General features: G+C 48.5%; 9 protein-coding genes. 2 read left to right on the forward strand and 7 right to left on the reverse strand.

Annotation, left to right across the window (positions count from 1 at the left end; genetic code table 11):
- The first annotated feature begins 103 nt into the window (after window positions 1-103).
- The gene (locus O9X78_RS15865; protein ID WP_269620709.1) at window positions 104-2,800 is read left to right on the forward strand and encodes a winged helix-turn-helix domain-containing protein; all 2,697 of its coding nucleotides are present in this window, start codon (window positions 104-106) and stop codon (window positions 2,798-2,800) included.
- A gap of 22 nt (window positions 2,801-2,822) precedes the next feature.
- Here the strand turns inward: O9X78_RS15865 and O9X78_RS15870 are convergent, their stop codons facing one another.
- From O9X78_RS15870 to malQ, 6 genes are all read right to left on the reverse strand, one after another.
- On the reverse strand, window positions 2,823-4,385 hold the full coding sequence (locus O9X78_RS15870) for a glycogen synthase (RefSeq protein ID WP_269620710.1): 1,563 nt from the start codon (window positions 4,383-4,385) through the stop codon (window positions 2,823-2,825).
- A gap of 57 nt (window positions 4,386-4,442) precedes the next feature.
- The gene (gene glgC, locus O9X78_RS15875) at window positions 4,443-5,711 is read right to left on the reverse strand and encodes a glucose-1-phosphate adenylyltransferase (protein ID WP_269620711.1); all 1,269 of its coding nucleotides are present in this window, start codon (window positions 5,709-5,711) and stop codon (window positions 4,443-4,445) included.
- A 199-nt stretch (window positions 5,712-5,910) separates the two neighbouring features.
- A complete protein-coding gene (locus tag O9X78_RS15880; RefSeq protein WP_269620712.1) occupies window positions 5,911-8,367 on the reverse strand; it encodes a glycogen/starch/alpha-glucan phosphorylase in 2,457 nt (818 codons plus the stop codon).
- Between the two features lie 109 nt (window positions 8,368-8,476).
- Window positions 8,477-10,585, reverse strand: a complete 2,109-nt coding sequence (glgX, locus tag O9X78_RS15885; RefSeq protein WP_269620713.1) for a glycogen debranching protein GlgX — start codon at window positions 10,583-10,585, stop codon at window positions 8,477-8,479.
- Window positions 10,586-10,595: 10 nt separating this feature from the next.
- The gene (gene glgB, locus O9X78_RS15890) at window positions 10,596-12,839 is read right to left on the reverse strand and encodes a 1,4-alpha-glucan branching protein GlgB (protein WP_269620714.1); all 2,244 of its coding nucleotides are present in this window, start codon (window positions 12,837-12,839) and stop codon (window positions 10,596-10,598) included.
- Window positions 12,836-14,917, reverse strand: a complete 2,082-nt coding sequence (malQ, locus tag O9X78_RS15895) for a 4-alpha-glucanotransferase (RefSeq protein WP_269620715.1) — start codon at window positions 14,915-14,917, stop codon at window positions 12,836-12,838. The genes glgB and malQ overlap by 4 nt, the downstream gene beginning before the upstream one ends.
- A 492-nt stretch (window positions 14,918-15,409) precedes the next feature.
- On the opposite strand from malQ, the gene gap reads away from it, so the two are divergent.
- Window positions 15,410-16,417, forward strand: coding sequence for a type I glyceraldehyde-3-phosphate dehydrogenase (gene gap, locus O9X78_RS15900; RefSeq protein WP_269620716.1), 1,008 nt, complete (start codon window positions 15,410-15,412; stop codon window positions 16,415-16,417).
- 43 nt (window positions 16,418-16,460) lie between these two features.
- Here the strand turns inward: gap and pyk are convergent, their stop codons facing one another.
- The gene (gene pyk, locus O9X78_RS15905) at window positions 16,461-17,882 is read right to left on the reverse strand and encodes a pyruvate kinase (RefSeq protein WP_269620717.1); all 1,422 of its coding nucleotides are present in this window, start codon (window positions 17,880-17,882) and stop codon (window positions 16,461-16,463) included.
- Window positions 17,883-17,895: the final 13 nt, after the last annotated feature.

Here is a 17,895-nt window from a genome sequence, read left to right on the forward strand (position 1 = left end):
TGCATGCAAGCTTAAAGTAAACCAAGTAGACTGACTTAAGTAGACGCGGCATCGCTATCGTTAATGCCGCTATTCACTATACGCGGTAGACAAAAATATAATTATGCTGACCAATTCGAGTAGCAAAGCGCCTGGCTTATCGCATCATAAATTCCAAGCACCGCTGGGCGAACAAAAACAAGTTCTCCGCAGCGAGCTGCTCGCACGTATCAGTCAGTTAGATGCTAGCCAATGTGTTGTTATTCAAGCCCCTGCTGGCCACGGTAAAACCACACTACTAAAGCAGATTCTGAGTGCGAGTAAATCGGCCGGAAAACTGACCGCGTGGCTAAAAATTGATGAAACTGATAACGATCTTAATCGACTACTATTGCACTTAGACAAAATCGTAGGCGACTTAGAGGAAAGCCCACAAGCACAGCAGGGTGCAGTACCGAAAGAAAACTCCCTACCAAAGGGCCGAGCGGAGCGCTTTAATAATAGGCTTGCGGAAATTGGTGCCGAGATACACTTATTTATTGATGACTTTCAATTTATTGAAGAACCAGACATTGAAATTCTTTTCAGGCATATTCTGAAAAACCTACCTAACTCCGTCAGAATATTTATTGCGTCCCGATCATTGCCAAAGATTGGACTAACAGAGTTGCAAGTTGAGCAACGCTTAGAACTGCTGCGCTTTGAAGAAATTAAGTTTACCTTGCAGGAAACAAAAGACTTCTTTCATATTGAACATCAGCTGAGTTTAAGCGATGACGATCTATCTGTAATTTACAGTAGATCCGAAGGTTGGGCCGCGGCGCTGCAATTATTCAGACTCACCCTGGCGAAGCGCAGTGTCAAAGATTCACTGAACAATCTCGAATCTTACACACCGTTTCAAATTACCGAGTACCTCGCCAGCAATGTTTTGCAGCAACAAGCCGGAGATACTCAGGACTTTTTACTCTACTGCTCACTTTTACCAAAAATGTGTGCGCCGCTATGTGAAAAAGTGACCGGTCGTAGAGACGCACAGGAAATTTTAGAGCAACTCGAACATCAAGGTTTATTTTTAAACAATATCGACAATGAAAACTATTGGTTCCAGTTCCACAGATTGTTCGCTGACTATTTAAAGGGAGTATTGCGGAAACGCTCACCTACACGCTGCCGACAAATTCATAGCGATGCGGCAACTTGGTTTTTAGAACACGAGTTATACGAAGATGCTTTATTCCACGCAGTGGAAGCACAAGACTATGAGCTAGCAACACACGCAATGGATATTTGGGCAACGGATCAAATAACCAGTGCATGCCTTCACTCAGTTGAGCGCTGGGCTGAAAAGATTCCATTAAGTCATATTTTTGAACGGCCAAGCCTAATCGTTAAAATAACCTGGGCACTCACATTTTTACGGCGCCGGGCCAAGGTACTACCGTACCTAGATGAACTCAAAAAACTTGGCGAGAAAAAGTTAGATTGGCAATTTTCTATAGAGCGTCAAATCACGATGGCGGTGGTTGAAATGGCACTTGATCATCTTGATCAAGCATTTGAGAATGTCGCCGACATCAAAACCGAAAACCACGAGGCTAGAGGATTTTGGGCATTTGAACTTGGCGCCGCCGCAAATATACAGGCCTCCCGTAGAATCGCATATGGTAATTTCTCGGCGGCGCGCTACCACATTGCTGTGGGTAGAAATCATAATCACGGCGACAGCGCGCCCTTTCTGGCCGGATACAATACCGGCCTAACGATTATCAGTAGCTATCTTCAAGGAAGTATCAACGACGCCTATGAACGCAGTATTTCTGTTTTAAAAGCTAAGGGGCTGAACATTGAAGAGTCCTACGCCGCCACCGCAGCAGTCTGCTGCACTCTTTTCCCTCTGTACGAAAAAAACGACTTCGACACCGCTATTCAAGTGTTTGAACAATATCATCAAGAGATCAATACCGGCCTACTCCCCGATTTTGTTTCTGCAGCCTATCTACCGATGATTAGAATTTATGATGCGAAAGGTGAACGAAGCAAAGCCCGAGAGCTACTAGACACATTAGAAGACATCGCGATTAGTGCAAATTGGCCAAGAATCCTTCAGCTATGTAGTTGGGAAAATATCCGTCGTGAGCTGTTAAATGACAATAGCCAAAATTGTTCTATCACTATCAACACGCCCGGCAATACAGAACTGAATTTTGTCGCGCCACCATTTCTGAGCTTTTCAGACGCACTGGAGAATGCAGCCCTTAGTCGCCTTCGTCTTGAGGTACATACATGCCCAAATGATGAAACAACCGCGAAGCTCCAAGACGCCATCGCGCAAGCGCAAAGCCATAATCTAATACCGAGGGAGATCAAACTCCACCTGCTCAATGCCATCTTGAATATTAATAAAGGAAATACCAATCAGTCCGACAGCGAACTCAAAACCGCTATGACACTGGCCGCCGAATACGGCGTGGTGAGAAGTGTCTTAGACGAGGGACCAAGGGTGATTCAACTGCTGAAATCGCATCTTAATGGCAGTTGGTCCAGCGTATTGAATCACTACATCAAATTTTTACTTAGTCATTGCGACCAAACAGTAGACATTTTAGAAACAGAAACGGAATTATTAGAAGCACTCACATCGCGAGAAATGCAAATATTGTCACTTCTCGCCAAAGGGGAAACCAATAAGAATATAGCGCGCAACCTCTTCGTGTCAGAAAACACCGTTAAATTTCATTTAAAAAATATCTTTAACAAGCTCGATGTCAGCACACGCACTCAGGCAATTAGCAGCGCAACGCTTTTGGGACTGATTTAACAATCTCGCTTAATAATCCTATTTAACTATACAGCTGCGATACATAGTCCTTAGCGGCGTTGGACCAAAGAAAACGACTGTCTTTGGCGCGTTTGCGAATACTATTCCAATCCTCGGGTTTCTGGCTGCGCAAGATAAGAATGTCATCAAAACGCCGAATCATATTCTGCATCTGCTGCAGCTGATTAGCGCCGCTGAACGCAAATCCATTTTCGCCGTCGATGACGGTGTCAATCAATCCACCCACATGATGAACTAAGCAGGGCTGGCCGGCCCGCATTGCCAACATCTGGCTGATACCGCAGGGTTCGAAAGAGCTCGGCATTAGAAATAAATCGCCTGAGTCATAAAGTACATCGGTTAGGGTATCCGCATAACCGCACAAAAACATGAAGTTCTGGTGCCGTGCGGAAATATCGACCAGTTTTTGTTCGAGTATAGTGTCGCCGCTGCCGAGCAAGATCATCCGCCCTTCTGTGCCCAAGCGCTCCAATAAATGCTCTAACGCCGGACGACCATCAGGCATATTTTTCAGTAACAATGTAACTTTCTGATCAGTTAGGCGACCTACCGAGGTCATTAAAAAATTATTGCCCGCACCACCGCCGGTGCGGCGCCAAATATCGGCCCTGCGCAAAGCTAATAAATTACTATTTGTTACTAAGGGCGTTGCGGCAACCCACTGCAATAACTGCGTCTCGGCAGCATCTAATAATTGATTTAGGCGATAGCGCGAGGTTTTAGTTTTGGGGTATTCCGCGCCATTGAGGATGCCTTTTAAACGTCCTTCAGAGGCCGCCCTACGTAAATCATCTTCCAAGCCCTCTCCACCGACATAACCAGACTCAATATTACTCGGAGCCTGTATTTCCCGCGCATAGCTTGGTGACACGGCCTGCACTCGGTCGCAGAGGTTAATGCCCATCCGCATAGGGTTTACACATTGTGAATAGCGAGTATCGACAATCTCTTGGGGATAATCATGGAGCTGGGGAAACCATGCATGTAAAGACGACTCATCACCTTCAACGGGCCGAACCCCTTGCAGCGAAAGATTATGAATGGTGTAAACCATGCGGTGTTTGGCTAGGCTCTGATAAGCAGGCATATAGCGCACCAGCAAGGCAATAAATGCAGCGTGCCAATCATGTAAATGAATGACGTCTAGTTTTGGCCAATACTGTTCAATACAGGCTTGCGCCACCGCGACGCCGAACAAGGCAAACTTTGATGCATCTGAGGCAAAGGGGCGACCCGGTGGATCATTACAATAAATCTTGCCACTGCCACAGGGAGCAAACAGGGGATGATCAACAACCCAGCAGCGCACTCCGTCTGTGAGTTTGTCGCTAGTTAATTCAAAAATCTCAAGATGTTCACCGACGCCTCTGAACGACACATCTACAGCGCCAACACGCTTAGCGCCGGGCAATTTAGAGAAGTGCTGGTAACCGGGAATAACAACATCCACTTGATGTCCTAACTCAGCCAGCGCAGCGGGAATATCACGAATGACATCGCCGATACCGCCAACCTTACCGCCCGGCAAGACCGCATTTTCTGCGGCTACCATTAAAATTTTCATCTATTTAACGCAATCCTCGATGAATCAAATTTTTAATACCGACACTGCATAAGCGCTCTATAAGAAACCTTCCGGTTGTCCCAGCATGCCCCTTGTCACCAGCACAACGCCACCCTCGGTGACCCGAAATCCCCGTGCCCGATCTTCTTCGTGATCGTAGCCAATAACCATACCTTCGGGAATCACACAGCTGCGATCAATAATACACTTCTTTAACTTCACGTTGCGACCAACTTCCACATTAGGCAGTAATACTGAATGTTCGACTGTCGAATAGGAATGCAGTCTTACGCTGGAAAAAAGGATAGATCGGCGAACCAAGCTCCCCGACACGATACACCCACCAGAAACCAACGAATCGACCGCCATGCCACGCCGGTTATCATCGTCGAAGACAAACTTAGCCGGCGGCAATTGTTCCTGATATGTCCATAAAGGCCAATTAGGGTCGTACAAATCCAATAGCGGCGTTGTTTGAATCATTTCCATATTGGCCTGCCAATACGAATCTAAGGTACCAACATCCCGCCAATACGCCTCTTGACCTTCAACACTGCTACGAAATGGAACGGCCTTAATATTGCCAAGACGAATTAGGCGAGGAATGAGGTCATGGCCAAAATCGTGGCTAGACGCTTTGTTTCTGGCGTCCTCATTGAGTGCTTCAAAAAGAAACTCTGTGGTAAAAACGTAGTTACCCATCGACGCCAGCACTTTATCACTCTTACCTGGAACCGTAGCGGGCTTTGCGGGCTTCTCTTCAAAGGCGATGACCCGACCAGTATCATCAACTTCCAGCACCCCAAAACGTCCCGCGGCCTCTTCCACCGAGACTTCAAGACAACTTACGGTCATATCAGCGCCGCTCTCATAGTGCTCTGCCAACAACTCGCCGTAATCCATTTTGTAAATATGATCACCGGAAAGAATTAATACGTATTTTGGCCGTTCCGCTCTAATAATATCGATGTTTTGCCAAATCGCATCGGCGGTGCCCAAATACCAATCGTTTGAGTAACGTTGGGAGGCGGGTAATATTTCAACCCCCTCTCCCAGTTCTTTTTTGAAGTGACTCCAACCGCGCACCAAATGCCGAACCAGTGAATGGGATTTATATTGCGTCAATACACCTACATTGCGGATGCCGGAATTAATGCAGTTTGAAAGCGGAAAATCGATAATTCGATATTTTCCCGCAAAATACAGCGCGGGTTTCGCTCGCCACTGTGTCAGCTCATGCAGACGGGAACCACGCCCGCCCGCCAATACCAGTGCCATAGTCGATTTGGTGAGTCGGCTAACGTAACGTCCATTCAGTTCATTCACGGCCATTCTCCTTGATAATTATATAAGGCGTCCGATACTTAAGCCCCGTCGTCACTTTGCAAAAAAATAGATCGCAGGCGTAAACGTCTGGGTCATGTTTCAATTCAGCGACATACAAAAGCGGGCAAAACCTTTCCAACTCAGCCGCGTTGATAAATATCAAGCGCCGCTAAATACTTAATGCTAAACAAGCAAATTACTAAACATCCCGATACCAAATTTCATCTCGGTATTGCTTGATGGTTCGATCACTAGAAAATTCACCGCTGGACGCCGTATTCAATACCGCCATCCTCGCCCACATGGGTTTGTCGGCATAAACATCGCAAACCCGTTGTTGAGCATCAATATAGCTACGAAAGTCTGCCGCTATCATCCAAGGATCTGTGGGACTGCGGATGGCTTGAGTGATGGGGTCGAAGATACCCTTCTCAAAAAGATTGAACTGACCACTTTCGAGCAAACTCATTACCCTGTTTAGATCTGGGTCTGCCGCTATAATCGAGTTTGGATCGTAGTTTGTATGAGCTTGTTCAACCTCTGCGGCGGTCATACCAAAAAGGAAAAAGTTGTCTGCACCTACGGCATTACGGATCTCGATATTCGCACCATCTAATGTTCCAATCGTCACCGCGCCGTTCATCATAAATTTCATATTGCCGGTGCCCGACGCCTCTTTACCCGCGGTGGATATTTGTTCGGAAAGATCGGTACCAGGACAAATGCGTTCCATCGCCGTTACCCGGAAATTTGGAAAGAACGCCACCCGCAACCAAGGCCGCGCCCGCGCGTCGCGATTAACCACCTCGGCAACACTATTGACCAATTTAATAATGAGCTTGGCAATAAAATAACCGGGGGCAGCTTTGCCGCCCAGTAATACGCAACGGGGGTACATGCCATTGGTATCGCCGCGAGTAATTCGGTCGTATAGATGAACAATATGCAGTACATTCAACAATTGACGCTTGTATTCATGGATACGTTTAACCTGCACGTCAAAAATCATATTTGTATCAAAACTGACGCCGCAATCATGTGCCACTAGGGCCGCCAATCTTTCTTTATTGCTAAGCTTAATCGCCATAAAACGTTCAGCGAAAGCGCTGTCTTCGGCATACACTTTTAGCTTTTCTAGCTCAGATAGGTCTTTAACCCAACCATCACCAATCGTTTCAACAAGCAGTGACGCTAAACCACGATTACAATGAGCCAGCCAACGCCGAGGTGTGACACCATTGGTTTTATTATTGAATTTCTCCGGCCACAGTTCGTAAAAATCACGAAACAAACCTTTCTCCAGTAACTCGGTATGTAAAGCGGCAACACCGTTCACCGAGTAGCTCCCAACGATAGCTAGATAAGCCATACGAATATGCCGGTTGTCGCCCTCCCCAACAATCGACATTCGGCGAAGCCGATCAACATCGGCTGGCCATTTCTCTGCAACTTGGGCTAGAAAACGTGCATTAATCTCGTAAATAATTTCCAACAGACGGGGCAGCAATTCACCAAACAGCTCCACCGACCATGTCTCTAAGGCCTCTGGCAATAAAGTGTGATTGGTATAGGCCATGGTTGCCGTGGTAATCGTCCACGCCTGCTCCCATTCCATCCAGTAGTGATCGACAAGCAGACGCATGAGTTCTGCAACCGCGATAGCGGGGTGGGTATCGTTTAACTGGAACACATTATTCTTGGCAAAATTAGTAAAATCTCTACCGTAGCGACGCTCCCAATTGTGTAGCACATCCTGCAAACTCGCCGACACCAAAAAATATTGCTGACGTAGTCGAAGCGCTTTTCCCTGTACGCTAGAGTCATTGGGGTAAAGCACCATGGTAATTAATTCAGCGCGGTTTTTAGCCGCTACCGCGTCGGTGTAATCCCCCGCATGAAATTCATCAAGATTGAATTCATCCGTCGCTTCCGCATTCCATAGGCGCAAGGTATTTACCGTTTCATTACGATATCCGGGAACGGGCATATCGTAGGGAATGGCCAACACATCATTGGTATTGACCCAGTGAACCCGCTTGTGGCCGTGATCGTCATGATAATACTCGGTGCGCCCGCGAAATTTTACGACGCGGGTATATTCTGGGGTTTCCAACTCCCAAAGATTGCCATGTCGCAACCACATATCTGGGCGTTCTACTTGGTAGCCATTGCGAATAGTCTGCTGAAACATGCCATAGTGATAACGCAAACCGTAACCTGTAACAGGAATATTTAGGGTTGCGCAGCTGTCTAGAAAACATGCCGCTAAACGCCCTAAGCCACCATTACCGAGCCCAGCGTCCACTTCTTCAGATTCAATATCTTCTAGCTCGCAAGCGTGTTCGTGCAAGGCGTCTTTTACCGACTCTTCAAGATCGAGATTAAGAATCGCGTTCTGCAAGCTGCGTCCGACCAGAAACTCCAGAGACAGATAACTGATCCTAGTTGGATCCTCGTGATGATGGCAGCGTGTGGCGCGCCAACTGGAGATGAGTCGATCACGAACCGTTTTCCCCAAGGATTTATAAAGGTAATGATGGGAAGTATTAACGTCACAGTTATCCCTGCCCAAGGTCAAATTTAGATGCCGATCCAAATCCTTGCTCAGCTTTTTACCCGCAGTGTTAGATGAAGACGACATTTGTTTTTTCATCATGCAATTCCCAATCAGACACTCATTAATAGGTCATCAAACAGACCGCCCACTAACCAAAAACCTCTTTTTCAAACGCGACGCGATTACCTCGTCGCGATGACGTATCGCCTTACACATTAAAATCGCGAGGGATGTCGCCGGCAGCAAATATCTGCGTCGAAAACGGCGCTAGCGATATAAGCTCACCACCGCGATCCAATTTATCGTCGCAGACACCGCTCTCTAATACGGTATCAATCAACCGAAGCCAGTGATCAAATTCACAGCTCGGCAGAGTAAAATTTTGCGGCTGATCATGTGCGTTAAATATCACCAACAGTAATCGCTCAACATCGCCAGGTGGCGAGGAATGCTCCACCAATAGGTAACCTAATAATTGATTATGTGACTCATGCCAGTGCGCTTCTCGCATGAGCTTGCCATCGCCGTTCAACCACTGAATACCGTCGCCGGCCAGTACGCCGGGATGGTGACGATAGCGATCCGGCTCTAGCACAGAGAACTGCCGACGCAGAGCAAGCATGCGACGAGTAAACCCGGTTAATTCCTCGGCCTCGCTCGACACCGTCCAGTCAAGCCAATTCATGGCATTGTCTTGGCAGTAGGCATTGTTATTGCCCTGCTGGCTGCGATACCGCTCATCACCGGCCAGAATCATTGGCACGCCCTGCGAGACGGCCAATGTGGCAATAAAATTTCGTTGTTGGCGACGTCGCAAGACTTCGATTTCAGGATTACTACTCTCGCCCTCTTCGCCGTAATTACGACTCAGATTTCCCCGATGACCGTCGTTATTGTCCTCTTGATTCGCTTCGTTATGACGCTGCTCGTAGCAAACGGTATCCCTTAAGGTGAATCCATCGTGGCTGGTAACATAGTTAATACTGGCATAGGGCTTGTGGCCCGCTTGCTCAAAAATATCGCCGGAGCCATGAAGGCGACGAGCGAGCTCAGGAAGCACACCTTTATCACCGCGCCAGAAGCGTCGCACTGTGTCTCGATAGCTATCATTCCACTGCGCCCAATCCGCGGGGAACCGTCCCAGCTGATAGCCCCCCGGCCCGAGATCCCAAGGTTCGGCGATCATCTTGCGGGTTGATAATATGGGGTCTTGTGCCATCATCTGGAACAGTGCCGCGTCCTTGCTAAAGCCATTTTCTTGCCGACCCAAGACCGTCGCTAAGTCAAAGCGAAAACCATCCACACACATGTCATCGGCCCAAAAACGCAGACTATCCATGACCATTTGGGCGACCCGTGGGTGACGCATATTCAGGGTATTTCCGCAGCCAGTATCATTTACATATAAGCGCTTATCACCGGGCAATAGGTGGTAATAGGAGGCATTATCTATGCCACGAAAGCTGAGCGTTGGCCCGAGGTGATTCCCTTCGCAACTGTGGTTGTAAACAACATCAAGAATGACCTCCATTCCGGCATCGTGAAAACGATCCACCATCTGCCTAAATTCCATGATGTCGTCGCTGGCAAAATAGGATTGCTGGGCCGTAAAAAAAGACAGACTGTTGTAGCCCCAATAATTACTGAGCCCCTTCTGATTAAGAAATATTTCGTCGATATGACTATGCACCGGCAATAATTCAATACTGCTAATACCCAGTGACTTAAGATACTCAATAATTTTAGGCTGACTTAAACCGGCGAAGGTGCCGCGCAAGGACTCGGGCACATCGCGGTGTCGCATGGTAAAACCGCGCACATGGGTTTCAAATAAAATGGTCTTATGCCAAGGCACCAGATGGCGGCCAGATCCGCATCGATTTGATACATCGGTGACAACTGCCTTTGGCATCCAATTAGCATTATCACTGCTATCAAAGGAGAGATCCTCCCGGGGATCTTGGCGGTCGTAGGCAAAATGTGATTCGTGCCACTGAAACTGCCCTTTTAGCTGTTTCGCGTAGGGGTCGAGCAATAATTTGTGATGATTAAAACGGTGACCGCTAGCCGGATCATAACTGCCATACACGCGGTAGCCATAACACTGGCCCGCTCTGATACCCGGCAAATAACCGTGCCAGATGTCATTAGTCTTTTCCGCCAACATGATTCGTTCTATTTCTTGCACGCCTTGAGGGTCAAAAAGACAAAGTTCTACCGCACTCGCATTGGCAGAAAACAAGGCGAAGTTGGTGCCGTCTTCATCAACGGTGGCACCTAAGGGAGAGGCATATCCTGATCTGAGCTCGGTACTCATAAACTCATTCTCATGCTATTGGCCCATTCAAGGAGACGTGCTTGTAAAGCAAATACAGCGCCGATAGCGGTGGCAAAGAAACCGCAATGGAGTGGGGCTGACCATCCCACTCAACTGGCTCGCTAAACACTGAAGTCTGACGAGATGCGCCGCTACCACCGAATTCTGCACTGTCGGTATTCAGTATTTCCTGATACTCACCGTGTGAAGGTACACCTACGCGGTAGCCGTCATGGGACTGCGGCGTGAAGTTGACCAATACCACCACAGGGGCATCAAACTCTCCGCCCTTTCTAAGCCATACCAATATAGAATGTTGATGATTATCTAACTGCAACCACTGGAAACCCGCCGGATCGCAATCTAGCCCATGCAGGGCTGGCCATTGCCGATAGAGCCTATTTAGCTCGCGCAGCAATGACTGAATACCACGATGTTTGTGTTCGGCAAGTAAATGCCAATCTAAACTTCGGTCGTGATTCCATTCTCGATACTGGGCAAACTCCCCCCCCATAAATAATAATTTTTTACCGGGGTGCGCCCACATATAAGCAAAAAAGGTTCGAAGATTGGCAAACTTCTGCCAGTCGTCACCGGGCATTTTGTTAATCAATGAGCCTTTGCCATGCACCACTTCGTCGTGACTTAGTGGCAAAATAAAATTCTCGCTCCACGCATACATAATGCCGAAGGTCAGTTCGCTTTGATGGTACTGGCGGTAGATAAATTCGCGGCCGATGTATCGCAACGTGTCGTTCATCCAGCCCATATTCCATTTAAAACCAAAACCCAGCCCGCCGGCATCGACTGGCCGAGAAACACCCGGCCACGCAGTGGATTCCTCTGCGATCATTAAAATGCCAGGATGATTGTTGTACATGCGGCTATTAAGCGTTTTCAGTAATTCAATCGCCTCAAGATGCTCACGACCACCGTATTGGTTTGGAGACCACTCCCCGTCCTTGCGGCTGTAATCCAGATACAACATTGACGCCACAGCATCTACCCGCAATCCGTCAAAATGAAATTCTTCGAGCCAGTAGTTGGCGTTGCTAAGCAGGTAACTGATGACCTCACAACGGCCGTAGTTGTATATCAAGGTATTCCAGTCAGGATGAAACCCCTTTTGCAGATCCATGTATTCGTAGAGGCAACTGCCATCGAAATTGGCCAGCCCGTGAATATCGGTGGGGAAATGACCGGGCACCCAGTCCAGTAGCACGCCGAGCCCATTGCGGTGGCAGCGGTCGACAAAAAACTTTAACTCGTCTGGATTACCAAAACGAATAGAGGGCGCGTACAAACCTATCGGTTGATAGCCCCAAGAACCATCAAAGGGATACTCACTGATCGGCATCAACTGAATATGAGTAAAACCGAGATCCAAAACATAGGGAATTAACTCATCGGCCAGCTCACGATAACTCAGAAAGCGATTATTCTGCTCTGGCACCCGCCGCCAAGAGCCAAGATTAACTTCGTAAATAGTGATCGGGGCGGCATAGGGATTAGTGGAGGGACGAGCGGCCATCCACTCCCCATCTGACCAATCATACGTCTCATTGAGAATAACGCGGGACGCGGTTTCCGGTGGATGTTGCATAGACTGAGCATAAGGATCAGCCTTTAGAGGCAGTAACTGACCGGCAGAGCCCAAAATTTCATATTTATAATGTGCGTAATTATTGATAGCGGGAATAAAAATTTCCCAAATCCCCGAGGCGGGATATTTACGCATAACATGCTGACGACCATCCCAGCTATTAAAGTCACCCACCACCGCAACTCGTTTTGCAACCGGTGCCCAAACCACAAACAGCACCCCCGCCACACCGGCCAATGTTTTGCTGTGCGCCCCCATCCACCGATACGTCTGTTCTTGAGAGCCTTCACCAAACAAATAAAGATCGCTGTCGTCTAAACTGGGCAGAAAACGATAGGGGTCATCAATATCGACATCCCCCTGCCAATAGCTCACTCGAAAACGATAATCAAAATGATGTTTACGGCGACTAAGCACGACTTCAAATAGGCCGTCATCGTGGACACAATATAAATCAGCCAGTTTTCGTCCACTCTTGCAGTCGATCAGCGCAACACCCTGCGCCCTTGGCAACATGACGCGAACAACTAACCCTGACCCACAGGGATTTTGGTGCATACCTAGCACCGCGAAAACATCGTCATATTGGCCGTGGACGATGGCATCAATATCCAACTGCGTAAGCGTTGCTGTGCTTCTAGGCTTATTCACTGCGTCCTTTCCTTATCCACCCCATTCAGCAAATGTGTCGCCTCAACTCCAGCAAAAATTTCTCGGGTAGTTAATGCCTGCTTGCGCCGCCAATTGGGGTACTGGTGACTGGTTGCCGGAATGTTTATCGGTAATTTAAGAAGCTGCAAATCTTCTAATTGCAGTAACATAAAGCGCGATGCGCTCCGCCCGCAACCACGGTGAATACTTTCACATAAGGCCATGTCCATCGGCTTACTCAATTCCTCAACTTCCCAATTACTGGGCATGAGTTGATTAGATTCTAACCACTGTAACAGATAACGCTTGTCCCGTTTGCGTTCGAGATACAAGGCGTCGAGCGAGGCTTGATCAGGGATGACGCCAAGTTGGTAACGTCGTTGCAAGTCGTCCTCACTCCACCAGTCAGACAATGTCGGCACATCGTGATTGGTCACCGACAACAAGGCATCACGACGCCTTTCAGAGGGCATCCAAAACTGCCCATCATGATGCTGAGTAAAGTAAAACAAATCATTGCCATAGACGCCGCTGCGCAACATCAACTCACGAATATCCGCCGGCACCACACCCAAGTCTTCCCCCACAATCACGCAGCGATGACGATGACTCTCTAAACAAAGCAGCGGCAGCAACACCTGCGTCGGGTAGTAAACATAGACACCTCGGCTCGCCTCACCCGGTTCTCGGGGCAAGCACCACCAAAGGCGTTGCAAGGACATAACATGGTCAATACGCAGTGCACCCAAGGCCATATTGGCGCGCAAAAGACTGATGAAATGCTGAAAGTGATTGCGCTGCATCGCGACCGGATTCATCACCGGTAGGCCCCAGTCTTGCCCCTCACTGCTGAACGGATCTGGCGGCGCACCAATGCTGACCGCGGTCACATAGAGTTCGGCGTTCTCCGCTGTTTCGCAGCCCCCGGCGACTGAACCAACGGCGAGATCGCCCATGATGCCAATACGCATTCCCACGTCACGCGCATGCACCTGACAGCTCGCTAGTTGTTCGCTGGCCAACCATTGCAGATAGGAAAAAAATGTAATGTCCTGACGGTGTCGAACTGCATAGCCATTGTGACGGCACTCGTAATCCGAAAATTGCCGCAGGGCATCGCCACCTTCTTGCACAAACTTTGAGAATTCCCGCCCTCTTTCGGTTCCCAATGCTTCATGATGTTGCAGAAAATAACTGTAGGCCAGTTCTAAGACCTGATACTTGATCTGTAAAACGGCTGAGTGATTCACCATATCAACAGCGCGCAGGGCAGTCGTTCGCTGCTGAAATAAAGGGGTGCGCAGGTATTGAACAATCGATTCCGCGTCAATACACTCAGGTATCTCTTCAACCGCGAGATAGCCGGGATTGAGAAATCGTCGGTCTGATGGACTGTAGGGGCTAACGTCTTCAGTGCCGTCAGTACGCAGGGCATGCAGAGGGTTAATACCAATCAGGTCTGCGCCCTTCGCGGCGGCTGCCGAGATCAGTTCACGAAGATCGGCAAAGTCACCTATCCCCCAATTACGTTCAGACCTAAGCGAATACAATTGGCAAGCGATACCCCAAAATTTGCCATCGGTCTCTACATCGAAACAGCGATCAGGACATACCGCCACCTGCGCCGACGCCTGAGCATCACCAACCGTTATTCTTAATTGCAGATACCCAAATGAACACAAACCTAGCGCTAAGGACCGAGAAGTGTAGCGAATACCATCGATATAATAATTACCCGTTTCAGCTAAATCGGCTGGCACCACCGCGCCATTTTTAACACCACCGTCCTCATCAACTAATTGCCAACTCAAGGTTTTGTCTAGGTCGTCCGGGTGACAATAGATAGTGACGAGGGCTTCAGCCTGAGTAATGTAAAAAGCGTCTAAGCGCTGCTGCCAGCGCCGAGCATCAAGCTCAAATATCTCGTCGGAAACAGCCTGTGGCGAATCAATATCGTGTTCAGCCAAACGCAGTAATTGCAATCTATCAGCTTGGGGGACAATACAACGCTGTCCAGAATAATTATCATATTCCGCCGCAACACCGCTAAGATAAAGTAGCTTTTCCAGACTATCCATTCATCCTTACACTCCGCTTGCCAGCAACTTCCATGAAAGGTGCGAGCACTGCCTATTGGATCGGATACAACACATACTATGATAATCACAGGCCATTCGTCCGGCGCTATAATCATTCTCTAGTTCAGCAAGGCCTATTCTGCGGGCAAACAAGAAAAACATTCCCTGCACTCTTCGTCTAGCAACATAGCGGCCAAATTTATAAAGTGCACACCGACTTTAATCTAACATCTATTTTCTAGAAATTTGTGACACAGACCGACAAATATTTCACCGGCAACTCAATTGCGTTTATATCTTGAAAATGAATGCAGCGCGAAAGTTTGGCGTGGCTACGCCAGTGGATATTTCATACCCTCATTTCAACACCTTGTATGCAATAGTAATTTGTCATAGGTCAAACTATGTGGTGATACCCATTGATTTATTAACCCAAGAGGTCAACAGTGGGAGTAATGGCTTGTCATTTACTATCTAGAGTGAGTAATAGCGATGAAGATTGGCATAAACGGTTACGGCAGAATTGGCAGAAATATTGTTCGCGCACTCTTTGAACGCGGTCTGCAAAATGACATTCAATTGGTGGCCATTAACGATCTTTCCGACCTAGAAGAAAGTGCTCATTTAACCAAGTTTGATACCACCTTTGGGCGCTTTGCTGGGGATATCGGCCACAGTGACGGCCACCTTATCATCAATGGTCAAAAAATCACTTACTTCCAGCATCGCAATCCTGCCGATATTCCATGGCGAGAACTCGATGTGGACATCGTACTTGAATGTGCAGGCAAATTTAAAACCCATGCCGCGCTGCAAAGTCATCTCGACGCCGGCGCTAAAAAAGTGCTGGCGTCCCACCCGGTTGGCGACGCCGATATCACGGTTGTTTATGGTGTTAACCATGACGCTATTAGCGAACAACACCAGATTATTTCTAATGCTTCGTGCACGACAAACTGTCTCGCACCGTTAGCGAAAGCGCTGAACGAAGGTGTGGGTATTCTCAACGGCTATATCACCACCATACATGCCTACACCAACGACCAGAATCTGCTCGACAAAGCCCATGGTGATCTTTACCGAGCAAGGTCGGCAACCATGTCGATGATCCCAACAAAAACCGGAGCGGCTGCGGCGGTGGGTTTGGTACTGCCCGAACTGGCAGGCAAAATTGACGGTCTCGCTGTACGCGTACCGACGATCAATGTCTCGCTGGTGGACTTTGTGTTTAACGCCGGCCGCGCTACGTCGGTTGATGAAATTAACCAAGTAATCAAAGACGCTAGCTCGGCCTTTCCCAAGGACGTATTAGCCTACAATACCTTACCGCTGGTGTCGGTGGACTTTAACCGCGACCCCCGCTCCTGCACCTTTGACGCGACGCAAACCCGCGTCAGTGGCAGCTTGGTAAAAGTGATGGCTTGGTACGATAATGAGTGGGGGTTTTCTAATCGTATGCTGGATGTCGCCTTAAAAATGGCTGCTGTTTCCACAAAATGATTGGGCACAGCACGCCATTTCTGCACTGCGATATGCAAACGGTCTAACTCACTCGCACAATCTTCAATGTATTGGTGTGTCCGTCGACGCCTACTTGGTCACCGGTAGTGCCAATAATCAAATCATCGGCAACGACATGCCCACGTGAGCGAATTGCATCTACGCAACCTGCGATCTCGATACCGTCTGATGGACTCGCTATTGCGTATACACCTCGGTACAAACTCACCCTGTTACAGGTTGTTGGATTACGACTGAACGCAAAAATAGGAATACCGGAGGTTAGTCGTGACATTAACAGCACGGTTTTACCCGTTTCAGTCATCGACACAATCGCTTTCACCCCCACTTGATGATTCGCAGCATAGACCGCGCTCATCGCCAGTGTTTCTTCCACAGACTCGAATTTTCGCTCTAGACGATAGCTCGATTTCCTCGCAGAAGGATACAGTTCCGCGCCTTCGCAATTACGCGCCATGGCCTTAACTGTTTCAACTGGGTATAAACCTGAGGCGGTTTCCGCCGACAACATAACGGCATCCGTGCCATCGAGTACGGCATTCGCCACATCAAAGACTTCCGCGCGGGTTGGGACTGGGCTACTCACCATCGACTCCATCATTTGCGTGGCGGTAATGACGGGTCTATTTAATACCCGAGCACGCTTAATGATGTGCTTTTGCAGACCGATCAAACTCGCGTCACCTATTTCAACACCCAGGTCTCCCCGCGCCACCATCACCCCATCGCAGGCGCGAATAAGTGCGTCTAAATGTTCGTCATTCGCAACCGCTTCTGCACGCTCGATCTTGCCGATGATATGCGCAAAACAGCCTGCACTTTCCAACTTCACTCTTGCGTCTTCAATATCTTCCGCACTGCTGGGGAAGGAAACCGCAATAAAATCGAGGCCAATTTTAGCGGCCAATTTGATATCGTCCATATCTTTGTCGGTTAAGGCTGGCGCAGATAAACCACCACCTAGGCGATTAATGCCTTTACGAGACTGCAACTTGCCCACGCTCTCAGATCGGCAAAATACCTGTTCACCCTCTACGCGATCCACGCTCAAGCGCAAACGACCATCGTCTAGCAGTAATATGTCGCCGGCACTCACTGAACGCGCCAAAGGTTCATAATCAACACCAATATGGCTTGCGTCGCCTTCACCATCGGCAAGCTGAGTATCCAAAATGAGGGCCGAGCCCTTCTTAAGGTCGATGGGATCTACGGCGAGTTTACGCAAACGAATTTTTGGCCCCTGCAGATCTCCCAGCAATCCCACATAGCAACCAGCCTCTGCGGCCAACTCTCTAATAAGCAATGCGCGCGCCGCGTGTTCATCGGCAGTGCCGTGGGAAAAATTCAATCGAAATACATTCACCCCGGCGCTAATCATCTCGGCTAGGATTTCTCGAGAATCACAAGCGGGTCCGACCGTGGCCACAATCTTAGTTCGACGCATGAATACCGCTATC

The sequence above is a fragment of the Zhongshania aquatica genome, from assembly GCF_027257955.1.
Taxonomy (GTDB): Bacteria; Pseudomonadota; Gammaproteobacteria; order Pseudomonadales; family Spongiibacteraceae; genus Spongiibacter; species Spongiibacter aquatica.